Here is a 16,375-nt window from a genome sequence, read left to right on the forward strand (position 1 = left end):
GGGCTCGCGTCGAGCGTGTCGCCCTGATTGCGCACGTTGAACAGATAGGCGGGGGCGTCCTTGACGTTCCAGAAGACGTTGAAGTTCAGCTCCACGATGTTCTCGTCGCCGGTCAGCATGAGGCTTTCCTCATTGCGGGCGGAGGAGCGGATTGCGCCGAATGGGCCGGTGGGCCCGCTCGAAAAGCCGACCTCGACGCGGTTCTGGCGCGTGAACGGAACGACGGTCACTTCCTCGATGGGGTACGGCCAGCGGAAATTGAGGCCGTTCGATAGCTCGCGGTCGTATGCGCCAAACCGTTGAACGACGCCGCGCTCGTCCGGATTGATGCGGACCGTGAAGCCGAAATAGCCGACGGCAGCGGCGAGAACCAACAGGAGAAGCCCGACGCCGGCAAAGCCGACGCCTCCCGGCACGGCCTGGCGCAGCTTGTCCTGACTGCGGCGCAGTATTTCTTCGAGATCGGGGGGAGGCGAACCACCGCCGGCGGGGCCTTGTCCCCAAGGGCCGCCGCTTGGACCGCCCTTCCAGCCTCCGCCGCCACTCTGATTCCACGGCATATGCGTTTTCCTTTACGATCGGCGGGTTTAGTCCCGCTTCACCTCGGCAAGCGAGGCCAGAATTGCTTAGTAACAGGGTGTTCGAATATGGCCCGCGTTTGACAATTGCGTGTCAATTTTGGGGCGACCGCCACATTCGGGTGCGGGGCCGGACACACTCGGAAGGTGCTTCGCATATGGCTTCAGCTATCGCTCGCGTCAAGCGCGCGGCGACCGCTCCAGCACGAGATCGGTGACTGAAAATTCATCGGATTGGTTCGCAGGCCATTCCTCGCGCGATACGACCTGCCACTCTTCGGCGGGAGGCGCTTGCCAATATGCGTCGCCGGAGGGGCTGGCGTGGACGCGGGCGAGGTGGATACGGTCTGCGTAAGGCAGCGCCAGAGCGAAGATTTCGGCCCCGCCGATGACGAAAGCCTCGGCGACACCGCGCTCTACGGCGCGCGCCCGCGCGATGTCCACCGCGTCCTTGATCGACGTCGCGACGAACACGCCAGTCTGCGGGGAAATGCTCGCGGCGTCGCGCGTAACGATGACGGAATCGCGGCCGTCGAGCGGCTTGCCGATGGAGGCAAACGTCTTGCGCCCCATGATGAGCGGATGGCCCATCGTGAGCCTGCGGAACCGTTTGAGATCGCTTTTCAGCCGCCAGGGCAGCTTGCCCTCGCGGCCGATGACGTCGTTCTCGGCGGCCGCCACCACGAGCGCGAGAGTGAACGGGTGCGCCTCCCTCATACCGCCACGGGCGCCTTGATCGCCGGATGCGGGGCGTAGCCTTCGAGCTTGAAGTCGGCATAGGCGAAATCGAAGATCGATGTCACGGCTGGGTTGAGGGTCATGCGCGGCAGCGAGCGCGGCTCGCGGCCAAGCTGCTGGTCAGCCTGCTCCATGTGGTTCAGGTAGAGGTGCACGTCGCCGAAGGTATGCACGAAGTCGCCGGGGCGCAGGCCCGCCACTTGGGCCGCCATCATGGTCAGCAGCGCGTAGGAGGCGATGTTGAACGGCACGCCGAGGAAGATGTCGGCCGAGCGCTGGTAGAGCTGGCAGGAAAGGCGGCCGTCCGCGACATAGAACTGGAAAAGGCAGTGACACGGCGCCAGCGCCATGCGCGGCAGGTCGGCGGGGTTCCAGGCGGAGACGACAAGGCGGCGCGAATTCGGGTCGGTGCGGATTGCGCGAATGACATCCGCGATCTGGTCGATGGTGCCGCCGTCCCGCGCGGGCCACGAGCGCCACTGCGCGCCATAGACCGGGCCGAGATCGCCATTCGCGTCGGCCCACTCGTCCCAGATCGAAACGCCGTTCGCCTTCAGATACGCGGTGTTCGTGTCGCCCGCGAGGAACCAGAGAAGCTCATGCACGATGGATTTCAGGTGCAGCTTCTTGGTCGTAACCAGTGGAAAACCCGCTTCGAGGTCGAAACGCAGTTGGCGTCCGAAGAGGCTCAGCGTGCCCGTGCCGGTGCGGTCGTCCCGCCGGGTGCCATGGTCGCGTACGTCGCGCAGGAGGTCGAGGTAAGTTTGCATGGCGATAGAATACGCGATTCCTGGCCGGGGGCGCAGCGTCGGGTGGAGTGGATCAGATCGCGGCGCACCGTTCAAGAGGAAGCCGGTGAAACCGCATGCGTCGATACGCGTTTCCCAAAGACGGCACTTTGTCGCAACGCCCTCTTATACCTGAATTCTTTTTTATTTTCTCTGCGGCTTGAAACGCGGTAGGCCGTTCCAAATTCTTTAAGGTGACGTTTAGAATTATTGTGTTTCAGGCATTTTTCTGATTGAAACACACGCCATCAGAGTGACCTTAAACGGTGCAGGGTGAAATCATGAAAGCTATCAAAATCGCTATGGTCGGCGCGGCCCTCGTCTGGTCGGCTTCGGCTTATGCCGCCGGCGATCCGGTGAAGGGTGAGCAGGTCTTCAAGCAGTGCAAGATCTGTCATCAGGTTGGCCCGACGGCGAAGCCGGGCGTCGGCCCCGTGCAGAACAACGTCGTCGGTTCGAAGGCTGGCACACGCCCGGGCTTCAACTATTCCGAGGCCATGAAGAACTCGGGCCTGACGTGGGACGAAGCCACCCTCGACAAGTATCTCGAGAATCCGAAGGCCATTGTTCCGGGCACGAAGATGGTGTTCGTCGGCCTGAAGAACCCGCAGGATCGCGCGGACGTCATCGCGTTTCTTGCGACGCAGCACGGCCAGTAAGCCGCTCGCCGGTTTTGGAAAAAGGCACCCGCGAGGGTGCCTTTTTTGTTGCTCGCGCGGTCGCGAGGGCGGGGATAGGCCTTCGTTTGCACAGCGGGAAGCGCGGCCAACTGCTCACGCGACCGCTTGGGCAGGATAGCTATGGAGCGCGCGTTATAACTTTTTGCCGCCCGCGCGCGGTCGCGTATGTTTTTGACCGGATGGCGACGCGCGGGCGGGACCGCTCCGCGAGAGGGCGGATGCGGTCCGCTCAAGCTGGCCAAGCCAGCCGATTACAATTGCGCTAAGTTCGCGGTGAAACGCGGCGTGCTTTTCGCTGGCAGATTGCCGCCGATCGCCCGGTTGCTCATGCCGGTTTCCTGAAACGCCGCACGATGTCGAAGATGTGGGAGATGCCTGCGAGCGTGACGAGGGCGAGCACCGGTAGCACGGGCGACGACTCGGTCCAGGCGAGACGTACCGCCAGCATGAGGAAAAAGCCCGACGCCAGATAAGCAAGATCCGACGTGATCGCCGAAGCTTCGTTATTCCGTACGCGGAGTGCCGCGAGCAAGCCGGCTTCCGCAACCACGAGGACGAGGATGATGTCGAGAAGCGTTGTCATTGTGTAATCGCGTAAAGGGAACGCCCGGAAGCGGGGCCGGGCGAATGAAATGGGGTAGGCGGGGGTCAAATGGCCGGGGCTTACCCGGCCACGCCGTGTTATTGCGCGATGATCTGCGGGTTCAGCTGAACCACGGTATAGTTCAGGAAGCCCGCGAATGTCACCCATGCCAGATAGGGCACGAGGAGCCAGCTCGCCGTCTTCGAGTAACGCGCCAGAACGACGATCGGTATGAACACCGAAGCCCAGAGCGCGCCCACTTCGATCAACGCCCAGTCGGGCCGCTGGAGGCGGAAAAACAAAAGGCTCCACAGCAGGTTGAAGAACGCCGTGCAGAGAAACAGGACAACGATCGTCAGCCTGTCGTCACGCGTTGGTGCCTCGCGCCATGCATAGACGGCGGCGAGGGCGGTGAAGGCATAGATTATCGTCCAGGCCGGCCCGAACGCCCAGTCCGGCGGCTGCCATGACGGCTTGTTGAGCGAAAAATACCAGGAAGAAAGGTCGGTGGTCAGCGCGCCGAGGCCGCCGACCACCATGGCGAGAAGAAATGCGATTCCAAATGGCTTCCAGAACCCCGGCCGGGGCCCTGTGAGCGCTTCCGCGGTGTCTGTGTGTGTATACGTCACGTTCGTACCAATCCCAGAAGATGAGCCAGATCCTTGAAGAAGATCCTAGCATGAGCAACGGGATTCGAGCGAACTAGTTCCTTATGCATATAGGACTGCCACGTGAGGCGCTGAACGTCCTTGTCTTGACAAATGTTCACGAAGCGTTCACGGCGCTTGTCGTTCCGGTACCAGAAGTGCTGCATGAGTTCAAGCACCCAGAACACCTTCCCGTGCTCCTTCATGAAGCGCTTGCGCGCGGTTGCGAGCGCCTTCGCGTCAGCGGTCTTGAGGAACTCGGCAGTGGCTTCGGCGGCGAGACGGCCGCCCAGCAGCGCATAATAGATGCCTTCGCCCGAGGCCGGAGCCACCACGCCCGACGCATCGCCCGCGAGCACGACGTCGCGGCCATTGTCCCAGCGTTTCAGGGGCTTGAGCGGAATCGGCGAGCCTTCCCAGCGCAAAGTCTCGGCGTGCTCTTCGTCGAGGCCGACATGCTTGCGGAGGTCGGCTACGGCCTGACGCATGTCGAAGCCCTTGATCATGGTGCCGGTGCCGATGCTGACGGTGTCGCCGTGCGGGAAGATCCAGGCGTAGAAGTCGGGCGAGAGCTTGCCCTGATAATAGACGTCGCAGCGGGTGGGGTCGTAGTTCGTCAGCCCGCCAACCGGAGCCTTCACAATTTCGTGATAGGCAAATACGAGCGGCACCTTCTTCACGTCGGGCAGCGCCTGCTTGGCCACTTCGGAGTTTGCGCCGTCGGCGCCGATGACGGCTTTCGCCGCCACGCTCACGTGTTCGCCATCCGCGGTCTTGTAGGTGATGACGGCGCGGCCCTTCTCGTCGCGCGAGTACTTCTCGAACTTGCCCTGCCGACGCTCGGCGCCCGAATCCGCCGCCCGGTTCCGAAGCCATTCGTCGAATGTCGCGCGGTCGACCATGCCGACAAAGCCGCCGTCGATGGGCATGTCCACTTCCTTGCCCGATGGCGCTACCATGCGGGCCGAGGTGATGCGCGCCACGAGGCATTCGCCGGGAATGGCGAAATCCTTGATCGCCCGGGGCGGGATCGCGCCGCCGCAAGGCTTGATGCGGTGCCCCCTGTCGAGCAGAAGCACGTGGTGGCCCATTCGCGCGAGATCGTTTGCTGCCGTTGCACCGGCGGGGCCGCCGCCGACCACGATGACGTCGAAAGTGTCAAGATCGGTCATAGTCAAACTTGCTCCGGATGGACCCGTAACGGGGCATTCTGATGATAGGAAAGGTCTGTTTCGTGCTGCGACTCGTCGGGGGCTTGCGTAGCGGCAGTCAGCCTGAAGGCGAGGTAGGTGGAGAAGGCGAACAGCACGCCCTGAATGATGAACAAGAGCGAATAGGCAGCGGCGGCCGAGCCGAGCGCAACGCGCGCCACATCGACCGATGCCGTGCCGATGACGCCGCCAAGCCCGAAGGCCACGGCCTGCGCCGCACCCCACATGCCCATGCGGACGCCCTCGCGAGAGCCCTTGCCGATGCTCGCCATCGAAATCATGGTGCCGATGGCGGCAACCGCGTAGACGCCGTTCGCGACCCCGAGTGAGAAGACGACGGTCTTGAGGAGGCCGGATTCGGCTCCAAGGCCAACAGCCGCGAGCGCGAAAAGCCCGGCCGACGAGGCGAAGCAACCGCCCGCCACCCAATATCGTCCGAGGGAGCTGCTCTTCGCGGAGAAAATCCCGAGAAGGCCGCCCGCCACCATGCCGAGCACGATGCCCGCGCGGTGCGAGCCGAACAGCTTCGCCGTCTCGGCAGGCGTGAGCCCGAAGACCGAGCCCGCGAACGGTTCAAGAAGCAGCTCTTGCGCGCTGAAGGCGAGCATGGAGATAAAGATGAAGATCGTCATGCGACGCGCGTCGCGTTCGGACAGCACATCCTTCATGGCATCGATGAAGCTGTGCGCCGGCTTTTCCTTCGGCTTTTCCGCCCCGTCGACCACGCGCCGCTCGACGCCCCAGATGGCGAGCACAGCGATTGTGAATGCGATGGCCGAGATCGACGCGCTGACGGCGATGAGCCGCTCCATCGAGAACGGCGCGAGCATATAGCCCGCGAAGCCCGCCGCGAGAGCGGTGCCGGCGATCATCAACGTCCAAACGATGGCGGCGGCCGTGGCCTTGCGGTCGGGGGCGGTCGATTTTGCGACGAGGACGAGGAGCGAGGTCCCCGCCGCGCCCGCGCCGATGCCGATGCCGATATAGGCGAGGATCGCGCAGGCGATGCCCGCGGTCGTGTTCGTCGACATGAGCCCGATGGACCCCGCCGCGCCGACGCCGGAGAGTGCGAGGACGGCCATGCCGCCAATGATCCACGGCGTTCGTTTGCCGCCCTTGTCGGAGCCGTGGCCCCAACGTGGGCGGAGCATCTCGGCCGCGTAATGGATGCCGAACAGCAAGCCCGGCAGCGTCGCCGGAAGCATAAGCTCCACCACCATCACCCGGTTCAGCGTCGAAGTGGCAAGCGCCACGATTCCACCGAGCGCCATCTGCACGAGTCCGAGCCGGACGATGCCAAACCAGCCGAGTGTCGTGGACATTTACATTTAACCCTGCAACAGCGGACGCAATGCGAAAGCGGTGACGAGCATGCCCAGCACATAAAGCGTGGTGCCGGTGGCGTTGTACCAGATGGCCTGTTCGCGCGGGTTTCCGAGGAACCGGCGCATCAGCACGAACTGCACGATGAGCAGCGCCGAGACGATGCCCGCGTGCCAAGGGCGATCCCACGAGAAGAGCAGGCCAATCACGATCACCTGCGGCAGCGCCATGACCACGCAGGCGAGCCATGCCGCCTTGCGAACGCCGAGTTGCACGGGCAGGGAGCGCACGCCCATCTTGATGTCGCCCTCGACGGACTTGAAGTCGTTCAGCGTCATGATGCCATGCGCGCCGAGGCTATAAAGAAGGGCGACCGTCAGGATGCGCCAGTCGGGCAGGGCAGCCGCGATGATGGCGGCGGCTGTGATCCAGGGCAGCCCTTCATAGGCAAGTCCGCAGGCGAGATTGCCCCACCAACCGTTCTGCTTCAGGCGGAAGGGCGGCGCGCTGTACATCCACGCGAGGATAAGGCCGAGCGTTGCCGCAGCGAAACCCCAGAAGCCGAGCGTGGTCGCCAGGATCAGCGAGAGGATCGTCCATGTGACGGAGATATAGAAGCCCCAGTTTCCGGGCAGTCGCCCGGACGGGATTGGCCGGTTCGGCTCGTTGATGGCGTCGACGTGGCGATCGTACCAGTCGTTGACGGCCTGGCTCGTGCCACAGACCATGGGCCCCGCGAGCAACACGCCCGCGACCACGATCTGCCAATTGCTGCCGAAGCTGAAGCCTGAAGAGATCAGTCCACAGCCGAAAGCCCACATGGGTGCAAACCACGTGATGGGCTTCATGTATTCGAGGATGGTTGCAAAGTCAGGCCGGTTCATGGCCGGACACTAGATTTTACATCGACGCCTGTCAATTTGGGTTTACAGCCAGTGAGGGCGGATGAGGCAAAAAACCCTATCCGGCTCAAGCTTGTCGGGAAGGCGCTGATTTTCGGCGCGTCGGGCGTGCGTGTTACTCGCCGCTGCCTTCCGGCTGCAGATCGCCGAGACCGTAGCGGCGAAGCTTCACATACAGGCTCTGGCGGGACAGCCCCAGCATTTCAGCGGCGGAGGCGCGGTTGTCGCCGGTTAGCTCAAGCGCCGCCTCGATACAGAGCTTCTCGATGAGATCGCTCGATTCGCGCACGAGATCCTTCAGGGATACCCGGCCGACGAGTTCGGTGAGCTGGTCGACGGAGCGCGCCAGATTTGCCGGACGCGCGGCCTTCTGCTGGGCGGCGCGCGTTGCGGATGAGCGGATCACGAAGCCGAAACAGGGCTGTTGCCCGTTCGGCACGGACACGGCAGATACTTCGACATCTTCAAGCGAGCCATAGGCGCCGTTCACGATGGTCGGGAAGCCGCGCACGGAGCCGTGCTCGCGCAGGTTCGCCATCAGCACGTTCATGTCGACGCCGGAGCGGCCGAGCCAATTTTCGAGCGCATGGCCGTGCGCCTGCTCGGGATTGGAAAGCTGCGCCAGATCGAGGAACGCCGTGTTCGCCGAAATCACCCGCCCGTCGGCGTCGGTCATAACGAAGCCTTCGGGCAGCCGTTCGAGAATCCGGTCGAGCGTCCCCGTCTTGCCGGGCATGCATTCGCAGACATCGGGGTCGACGGGCGCAATTCGCGCGAGAATGAAGGCGCTGGCCCCTTGCCGGAAGAACGAGCTGGAAAAGGTGAAGCGCCGATCGAGACCGGCGAGCCGCACGACGACATTATCGCCGACGCCCGTGGATCGCACCGTCGCGAGAAGATCCTGAAGCGCGGCGGCGTCGGCTGGATCGACGAGATCGACGAGCGTCTGCGCGGTGAGCTTTTTCGAGGATTCGCCAATCAGCGTCTGCGCGGCCGGGTTTACCTCGGTGATGCGCCCGGACCAGGCGTCGGCGATGACGATGGCCTCGGAAGCGATCTGGAAGAGCAGCCGGTAGCGAAGCTCGGACTGCCTGAGCCGCGCATAGTCGCGCTCGATCGAAAGCTGCGCGTCGACAAGTTGCTGCTGGAGACTGGCCAGCGCGCGAAGGTCGCGTCCGAACGCGACGACGCGTCCGTCGGGGCGGATCTGGATGACCGAATAGCGCACGGGGACGAGGTCGCCGCCCGGTGCGGTGTGGTTGACTTCGCGCCACCGCGTGGGAACCTTGAGCGCGGCCTCGCGCAGCAGTTCTTCGATCTTGTGACGGCTTTCCGGCGTTACCGTGTCGACCCAGGACACACCGATCCATTCGCCGAAACCGGCGTTGACAAGATCCTCGCTGCCCACCGCGATGTCTTTGACGATGCCGCTCTTGTCGACAACGAGCGCGACATCGGCCGCGGCGGAAATCAGCCGTGCGACGACGCTTGCGTTCAGCGAACCAAGCGACTTCTTCGGTGATTGAAACGAGTTCACGGTGCGAGAGACCAGGATCTCCATTGTTGCGCCAATATCCTCTCGCCTCGCTAATTGCGCAGAGGCTTGTGCGCGAGCAAAGCCCGTGCGCGTGCCACAGCCAAGCGCCCGTCGGGGGCAAATGCGTCGGCTCCCACCTGTCCCACCAGATCGGGCCGCTGAAGAAACGCTGCGCCGCCTACAAGCACGGCTATATCGCGGTTGCACGAACGTTGCCGGACGCTTCGGATCAGCGACGAAAGCCGATCCAGGAATCGCTCTGAACTGAGAGAAAATCCGGCGACGGCGAACCATTGCCTGTCGACTAAGTGGGTAATTTCATCGCTCGAGTCAATCTGGCCTCCGTACACATCCCAGCCATCGCGACGAAAAAAAGATTCGACCACGTATAAACCCAGTGTGTGTTGATCGCCGGGTGTCGAGGCGAGAAGCGCGCGGCGGCCGTGATGCCACACGTGGACGTTGTTTTCAAAGGAAACGGCCCGTGTTCGCAGCAGTTCCCGAAGGCGGGAAGCTGCAATCGTGACCTCCGCGAAACCGCAGCGGTCCGACTCCCAGAGATGGCCGAGACGAACTGCCGCAGGCCCGAACAGGTCGAGAAGGATGGCTTCAACCTCGTAGCCCTCCGACCGAGTGCGGTCGACGAAGGCAGCCGCTCCCGCGCCGTCGGGCGACAGCAGAAGAGAAGTGAAGCGCTCGATGTCGCCGGGGGTGAATAGTGCCATGCCTGCTGTTGCGGGCTTGGGCATGTCGGCATGAAGAGCAACAAGAAGCTGTGAAATGGTCTCACCCTCTCATCGTTTGGCAAGTCGTCCGGACGAACCGCGATCGCAATGAGCGCGAGATCCTGCGCCTTCACGTCTGCTTGCCTTTTCCTCCTGCCAGCGATAAGTGACACGATCTTCAAGCCCGGCCTAGCAACCCGGCCCGCAACCACGACGGGTTGAAACTTGGGCGAGGCTTAAGCTAAAGGGGTGCGCTCATCAAACGAATTCAACGAGCCGCTAGCCCACCGTCACACAGGGCTCTCCGAACGACACAGCTTAAGGTAACTGTAAATCGGACTTTACGTCAAGTTTTGTTGACAGTCGATTGACACCAGTTCTAAATGCCACCGACATGATGTGGGGATAGCGCATGCAACAAAAGCTGGGCAAAAAACCGCGACGCCCGCTTTATACGCCTGAAGAACGCATCCGCCGCGACGCCTCTCCCTGGACGCTCGTTCAGGGCGTGCTCGCGCCATTGCAGTTTCTCGTCTTTCTCGTAAGCCTTGGGCTTGTCCTTCGCTTTCTGGCGACCGGCAACGGCGAATATGCGGCGACGGTGTCCATCGTCGTCAAGACGTTCGTCCTGTATACGATCATGATCACGGGCGCGATCTGGGAGAAGAAAGTCTTCGGGCAATATCTGCTGGCCCCGGCCTTCTTCTGGGAAGACGTGATGAGTTTCCTCGTCATCGCGCTCCACACCGCCTACCTTGCCGCCCTCATCTACGGGGTGTTCGATACGCGCACCCAGATGTTCATCGCGCTTGCGGCCTACACGGCCTATGTCGTGAACGCGGCGCAATTCCTTCTCAAGCTTCGCGCGGCCCGTCTCGACGAGGCAAGAAAGGTCGCCGAGGTGCAAGCCGCAGTCGAGCCGGAGATGGCGCAATGAGCATTGAAGACGCCGTCGCCGACACCGGTTGTCAAGACCGGCAGATTCGTCATGAACGCGGCCAGCGCGCCGTTTTCTGCGGGCTCACCAGCATCGTCTGGCTGCATCGCAAAATTCAGGACGCCTTCTTTCTCGTCGTCGGCTCCAGAACCTGCGCGCACCTGATCCAGTCGGCCGCCGGCGTGATGATCTTCGCGGAGCCTCGTTTCGGCACCGCCATTATAGAAGAGCGCGATCTCGCGGGCCTCGCCGACTTGAACGAGGAACTCGACCGCGTGGTGAACCGACTGCTCGAACGCCGTCCGGACATCAAGATGCTGTTTCTCGTCGCGTCGTGCCCGTCAGAGGTGATCAAGCTCGATCTCGACCGCGCGGCGCAGCGGCTTTCGGCCGACTTCGCAGGCCGCGTCGGCATTTTCAGCTATTCGGGCAGCGGTCTCGATACGACGTTCACGCAGGGCGAGGATACCTGTCTCGCCGCGCTGGTGCCGGTTTTGCCCGAAGCGAAGCGGGAGGCCGCGCGTTCGCTGATGGTCGTCGGCACGCTTGCGGATGTGGTCGAGGACCAGTTCGCCCGCCTTTTCCGCGAAATCGGCCTCGAAAACGTGCATTTCTTCCCGCCGCGTGACAGCCAGCATCTGCCGCCCGTGGGTGAGAATACGCACTTCCTGCTCGCGCAGCCGTTCCTCACCGAGACCGCCCGCACGCTCCAACGGCGCGGCGCACGGCACATCCCGGCTCCGTTCCCGCTCGGCGAGGAGGGCACGACAGGCTGGCTGCGCGCCGCCGCCAGGACATTCGGCATTCCGGACGAGCGCTTCGAAGCCGTTGTCGCCGCACCGCGTGACCGCGCCAGACGCGCGCTCTCCGCGCACAAGGCGAAGCTCGAAGGCAAGTCCATCTTCTTCTTCCCCGATTCGCAGCTCGAAGTGCCGCTCGCGCGCTTCGCCAGCCGCGAACTCGACATGAAGCTCGCGGAAGTGGGCACGCCCTACCTTCACCGCCAGCATCTTGCTGCCGAACTCGACCTGCTTCACAAGGATCTCATTATCTACGAGGGGCAGGACGTGGAAAACCAACTCGACCGTTGCCGTGAGGCGCGGCCCGATCTCACGGTCTGCGGCCTCGGTCTTGCCAACCCGCTCGAAGCAGAGGGCTTGGCCACGAAGTGGTCAATCGAGCTTCTTTTTACGCCGATACAAGGCTACGATCAGGCTGGCGACCTCGCGGAGCTTTTTGCACGGCCGCTCAATCGTCGCGCGCGGCTGGAGGTTTAACGGATGCAACTTACCGTATGGACCTATGAAGGCCCCCCGCATATCGGTGCGATGCGCGTCGCGACCGCGATGACGGGCGTTCATTATGTCCTTCATGCGCCGCAGGGCGACACATACGCCGACCTTCTGTTCACAATGATCGAGCGTCGCGACAAGCGTCCGCCCGTCACCTACACGACGTTTCAGGCGCGCGATCTCGGCACCGACACGGCGGAACTTTTTCAGTCGGCGCTCGCCGATGCGTATGAGCGGTTCAAGCCTCAGGCGATGCTTGTCGGCTCGTCATGTACGGCCGAACTCATTCAGGACGACCCCGGCGGCCTCGCCGACGCGCTGCACTTGCCCGTTCCCGTAATCCCGCTCGAACTGCCCGCCTATCAGAAGAAAGAAAACTGGGGAGCGGCCGAAACCTTCTACCGCATCGTTCGCACGCTGGCGTCACCGCGTCAGGGGCAGGAGCGCCCGAAGAACGAGCGCCCCCTCGCGAACCTGCTCGGCCCGACCGCTCTCGGCTTCCGCCATCGCGACGACATCATCGAAATCACGCGCCTCCTCGAAAGCATGGGCATCGGCGTCAACGTGGTGGCGCCGCTCGGAGCCTCGCCCGCCGACATCCAGCGCATCCCGGATGCCGATTTCAACGTTGTGCTCTATCCCGAGCACGCGCTGTCTGCGGCGCAGTGGCTGGAGCGCGCGTTCAAGCAGCCCTATACGAAGACCGTTCCCATTGGCGTAAACGCGACGCGCGCCTTCATCGCCGAGGTCGCGCAGATCGCTGGCGTCTCCGCCGACGTGCCGGAGCGCACGCGGTTGCCTTGGTACTCTCGCTCGGTCGACTCGACATATCTCACGGGCAAGCGCGTTTTCATCTTCGGCGACGCGACGCATGCGCTCGCCGCCGCCCGCGTGGCCTCGAAGGAACTCGGCTTTCAGGTCGTCGGCCTCGGCACTTACAGCCGCGAATTCGCCCGCGAGATTCGCGCCGCCGCCGCCGAATATGGCGTCGAGCCGCTGATCACCGACGATTACCTCGAAGTCGAAGCCGCGGTGCGCGACAGCAACCCTGAACTCGTGCTCGGCACGCAGATGGAGCGGCATATCGCCAAGCGCCTCGGCATTCCGTGCGCCGTGATCTCCGCACCTGTGCATGTGCAGGATTTCCCCGCGCGCTACTCGCCGCAGATGGGTTTCGAAGGCGCGAACGTGCTCTTCGACACCTGGGTGCATCCGCTCATGATGGGCCTTGAGGAGCATTTGCTTCGCATGTTCCGCGAGGATTTCGAGTTTCAGGAGGCTCCTTCGCATCTCGGCGCCGCGCCGCAAGCCGCGAAGGAAGCGCCTGCGCCACGGGAACTCGCGGTCGCTGCCCCGGCAGAGGTTGCGCCCGCCCATCAGGCCGCCGAAACACCCGCCACGCCGTCCGCGCTCGTATGGCTCGCTGACGCCGAGGCCGAGCTTCGCAAAATTCCTTTTTTCGTTCGCGGCAAGGCGAAACGGAACACTGAGCGCTACGCCGCCGAAAAAGGCATCTCGAACATCACGGTAGAGACACTTTACGATGCAAAAGCGCACTTCAGCCGCTAGCAGCACACCCGTGCGCTTCGTCATTGTAACGCTCGACAGCCATCTGGCGAGCGCGGTCGAGCGTGCCAAGGAGACGCTGGCAGACGAGTTGCCGGGCCTTCGCATCACGCTTCACGCCGCGAGCGAGTGGGGCCAGAACCCCGAGCTTCTCGACGAGTGCCTCGACGACATCCGCGAGGGCGACATCATCCTCACGACGATGCTGTTCATCGAGGAGCACATCAAGGCGGTTCTGCCTGCGCTCGAAGCGCGCCGCGACCATTGCGACGCCATGATCGCCTGCATGTCGGCAAGTGAAGTTGCGCGCGTCACCAAGATGGGCGGCTTCAACATGGACGGCTCCGACAAGGGCGTCCTCTCGCTGCTGAAGAAGCTGAAGCCGAAGAAGAAGGAAGGCGAGAGCCAGCCCTCGAACGCCGGCGCGAAACAGATGGCGATGCTGCGCCGCTTGCCGAAGATCCTGCGCTTCATCCCCGGCGCCGCGCAGGACGTGCGGGCGTACTTCCTCACGTTGCAATACTGGCTCGCAGGCTCGGACGACAACATTGCGCACATGGTGCGCTACCTCGTGAACCGCTATGCGAGCGGCCCGCGTCAGGCGCTGCGCGGCAAGATCAGCGCGGCCGAGCCGGTCGAATATCCGGAGGTCGGCGTCTACCATCCGACGCTGAAGCATCGCGTCGGCCACAGCATCGACGAACTGCCGTACGCAAAGGGCAGCGACAAGGGCACCGTGGGCGTGCTCGTCATGCGCTCCTACGTGCTCGCGGGCAATTCGCTGCACTACGACGGCATGATCGAGACGCTGGAAAAGCGCGGCCTGAACGTGATCCCGGTGTTCGCGAGCGGCCTCGACGCGCGCGAGGCCATCGAGCGCTATTTCATCGAGAACGGTACGTCGAAGATCGACGCGCTCGTGTCGCTCACGGGGTTCTCGCTCGTCGGCGGCCCGGCCTACAACGACGCCAAGGGCGCGCAGGAGATCCTCGCGAAGCTCGACGTTCCTTATATTTCCGTCCAGCCGGTGGAATTCCAGACGCTCCAGCAATGGGCGGGCGACGTGCGGGGCCTCATGCCGGTGGAAAGCACCATGATGGTCGCAATCCCCGAGCTTGACGGCGCCACGGGTCCGGCGGTGTTCGGCGGTCGTTCCGACTGCACCGACGTGCCGTGCGCCGGCTGCGAACTCGGCTGCGTCTTCCCGACGTCGACCGCGCGCGACATGCATTCCTGCGTCGAGCGCGCCGAAATGATTTCTTCGCGCATCGAGCGTCTGATCGCGCTTCGCAAGAGCGAGCGCGCGGAGCGCAAGCTCGGCGTGGTGATGTTCTGCTTCCCGCCGAATGCTGGCAATATCGGCACGGCGATGTCGCTTGCGGTGTTCGAGTCGCTCTACAACACGCTTAAGCGGCTGAAGGCCGAGGGCTATACGGTTGAGGTGCCGGAGTCGGTCGATGCGCTGCGCGAGCGCGTCATCGGCGGCAACTCCGCCCGCTACGGCACGCCCGCCAACGTGCTCGCCCGCATCCCGGTCAACGATTACATCCGCGCCGAGAAGTGGCTGCCGCAGATCGAAAAGGCGTGGGGTTCCGCGCCCGGCCGCCAGCAAACCGATGGCGCGACGGTGTTCGTGCTCGGCGAGACGTTCGGCAATGTGTTTGTCGGCATTCAGCCCGCGATGGGCTACGAGGGCGACCCGATGCGGTTGCTGTTCGAGCGCGGTTTCGCGCCGACGCATGCCTTCTCGGCCTTCTACCGCTGGCTGCGCGACGATTTCGGCGTGCACGCGCTTCTGCATTTCGGCACGCATGGCGCGCTCGAATTCATGCCGGGCAAGCAGACCGGCCTTTCGGGCGATTGCTGGCCGGATCGCCTTATCGGCGACCTGCCGAACTTCTATCTCTATGCCGCGAACAACCCGTCCGAAGGTACGCTCGCTAAGCGCCGCAGCGCCGCGACGGTCGTCAGCTATCTGACGCCGCCCGTTACGCAGGCGGGGCTTTATCGCGGCCTGCTCGACCTCAAGGCTTCGGTGCAACGCTGGCGCGAGTTCGTGCCCGACACGGCCGAAGCGGAGAAGGAAGCGCTGGCGACGCTCATTCAGGCGCAGGCCGCCGCCGTCGATCTGGCTGAGGCCGAGCCGCAATGGCCCGCCGCCGATGTCGAGGGCAAGGTGGCGGCGCTCATCAACGCCGTGATCGAGCTTGAAGAGACGCTGATCCCGCACGGCCTCCACGTCGTCGGCAAGACAGCGACCGACGACGAGCGGCGCGACCTTCTGACCTTCGCCGCCGAGGCGCTCGACGGTTTCAGCCCGCCTCACGATTTGATTCGCGCCGTAGCGGGCGGCCAGTCGCCAGAGGACGCGCTGAAGCGCGCCGGCCTCGAACGCTCCGAGCAGAACATCGGCAAGCTCGCAAAGCTGGCGCAGATGTACAATTATCTTGGCGAGGACGCGGAACTGCCCGCCATCGTGCGCGCACTCGACGCCCGCTATATAAAGCCCGTCGCGGGCGGCGACATCATCCGCAATCCCGACATCCTGCCCACCGGCCGCAACATCCACGGCTTCGACCCGTTCCGCATCCCGAGCGTATTCGCGATGAAGGAAGGCGAGAAACAGGCCGCGCGGCTTCTCGACCGCCACATGGCAGAGGGCAACGCCCTACCCGAATCGGTCGCGTTCGTGCTGTGGGGCACCGACAACCTCAAGACGGAAGGCGAGCCGATCGCGCAGGCTCTGGCGCTCATGGGCGCGCGTCCGCGCCTCGACAGCTATGGTCGCGTGTCCGGTGCCTCGCTCGTACCGCTTGAAGAACTCGGCCGCCCGCGCATCGACGTGGTGATGACCATGTCGGGCATCTT

15 protein-coding genes are annotated in these 16,375 nt (G+C 63.6%); 5 read left to right on the top strand and 10 right to left on the bottom strand.

Annotated elements, in window-relative coordinates:
• From T281_RS11230 to T281_RS11240, 3 genes are all read right to left on the bottom strand, one after another.
• Positions 1–560, bottom strand: a 560-nt coding sequence (locus T281_RS11230) for a protease modulator HflK N-terminal domain-containing protein (RefSeq protein ID WP_037238658.1), incomplete at its 3' end; no start/stop codon positions are given.
• A gap of 198 nt (positions 561–758) precedes the next feature.
• Positions 759–1,295 carry a dihydrofolate reductase gene (locus T281_RS11235; protein ID WP_037238662.1) on the bottom strand — a complete coding sequence of 179 codons (537 nt, stop codon included), beginning with the start codon at positions 1,293–1,295 and terminating at the stop codon, positions 759–761.
• A complete protein-coding gene (locus T281_RS11240) occupies positions 1,292–2,086 on the bottom strand; it encodes a thymidylate synthase (protein WP_037238666.1) in 795 nt (264 codons plus the stop codon). Before T281_RS11240 ends, T281_RS11235 begins: the two co-directional genes overlap by 4 nt.
• Before the next feature lie 299 nt (positions 2,087–2,385).
• Here T281_RS11240 and T281_RS11245 point away from each other — a divergent pair, with 299 nt between their 5' ends.
• Positions 2,386–2,763 carry a c-type cytochrome gene (locus T281_RS11245; protein WP_037238690.1) on the top strand — a complete coding sequence of 126 codons (378 nt, stop codon included), beginning with the start codon at positions 2,386–2,388 and terminating at the stop codon, positions 2,761–2,763.
• Positions 2,764–3,109: 346 nt separating this feature from the next.
• Here T281_RS11245 and T281_RS11250 read toward each other — a convergent pair whose 3' ends face one another.
• The 7 genes from T281_RS11250 to T281_RS11280 all read right to left on the bottom strand — a co-directional run bounded on the left by T281_RS11250 (position 3,110) and on the right by T281_RS11280 (position 9,712).
• Entirely contained in the window at positions 3,110–3,367 is a 258-nt protein-coding gene (locus tag T281_RS11250) for a hypothetical protein (protein WP_037238668.1), read from the bottom strand.
• A 98-nt stretch (positions 3,368–3,465) separates the two neighbouring features.
• A complete protein-coding gene (locus T281_RS11255) occupies positions 3,466–3,996 on the bottom strand; it encodes a TspO/MBR family protein (protein ID WP_199502367.1) in 531 nt (176 codons plus the stop codon).
• Entirely contained in the window at positions 3,993–5,186 is a 1,194-nt protein-coding gene (locus tag T281_RS11260; RefSeq protein ID WP_037238672.1) for a geranylgeranyl diphosphate reductase, read from the bottom strand. Before T281_RS11260 ends, T281_RS11255 begins: the two co-directional genes overlap by 4 nt.
• Before the next feature lie 2 nt (positions 5,187–5,188).
• Positions 5,189–6,547 (bottom strand): BCD family MFS transporter, encoded by a 1,359-nt coding sequence (locus tag T281_RS11265; RefSeq protein ID WP_037238674.1) that lies wholly within the window; start codon positions 6,545–6,547, stop codon positions 5,189–5,191.
• A 6-nt stretch (positions 6,548–6,553) separates the two neighbouring features.
• A complete protein-coding gene (chlG, locus tag T281_RS11270) occupies positions 6,554–7,432 on the bottom strand; it encodes a chlorophyll synthase ChlG (RefSeq protein ID WP_037238677.1) in 879 nt (292 codons plus the stop codon).
• A gap of 133 nt (positions 7,433–7,565) precedes the next feature.
• Complete coding sequence (gene ppsR, locus T281_RS11275) at positions 7,566–9,011, bottom strand: transcriptional regulator PpsR (protein WP_052037399.1); 1,446 nt, start codon at positions 9,009–9,011, stop codon at positions 7,566–7,568.
• 26 nt (positions 9,012–9,037) lie between these two features.
• Complete coding sequence (locus T281_RS11280; RefSeq protein ID WP_162173161.1) at positions 9,038–9,712, bottom strand: cobalamin B12-binding domain-containing protein; 675 nt, start codon at positions 9,710–9,712, stop codon at positions 9,038–9,040.
• 412 nt (positions 9,713–10,124) lie between these two features.
• On the opposite strand from T281_RS11280, the gene bchF reads away from it, so the two are divergent.
• The 4 genes from bchF to T281_RS11300 form a co-directional block, all read left to right on the top strand.
• Positions 10,125–10,649: a 2-vinyl bacteriochlorophyllide hydratase gene (bchF, locus tag T281_RS11285; RefSeq protein ID WP_037238680.1), complete on the top strand. Its 525-nt coding sequence runs from the start codon at positions 10,125–10,127 to the stop codon at positions 10,647–10,649.
• A complete protein-coding gene (locus T281_RS11290; protein ID WP_037238683.1) occupies positions 10,646–11,926 on the top strand; it encodes a ferredoxin:protochlorophyllide reductase (ATP-dependent) subunit N in 1,281 nt (426 codons plus the stop codon). Before bchF ends, T281_RS11290 begins: the two co-directional genes overlap by 4 nt.
• A gap of 3 nt (positions 11,927–11,929) precedes the next feature.
• On the top strand, positions 11,930–13,510 hold the full coding sequence (gene bchB / locus T281_RS11295) for a ferredoxin:protochlorophyllide reductase (ATP-dependent) subunit B (protein ID WP_037238686.1): 1,581 nt from the start codon (positions 11,930–11,932) through the stop codon (positions 13,508–13,510).
• Positions 13,485–16,375, top strand: a 2,891-nt coding sequence (locus T281_RS11300; protein WP_037238696.1) for a magnesium chelatase subunit H, incomplete at its 3' end; no start/stop codon positions are given. The genes bchB and T281_RS11300, both read left to right, overlap by 26 nt.

The sequence above is a fragment of the Rhodomicrobium udaipurense JA643 genome (assembly GCF_000636015.1).
GTDB classification, from domain to species: Bacteria; Pseudomonadota; Alphaproteobacteria; order Rhizobiales; family Rhodomicrobiaceae; genus Rhodomicrobium; species Rhodomicrobium udaipurense.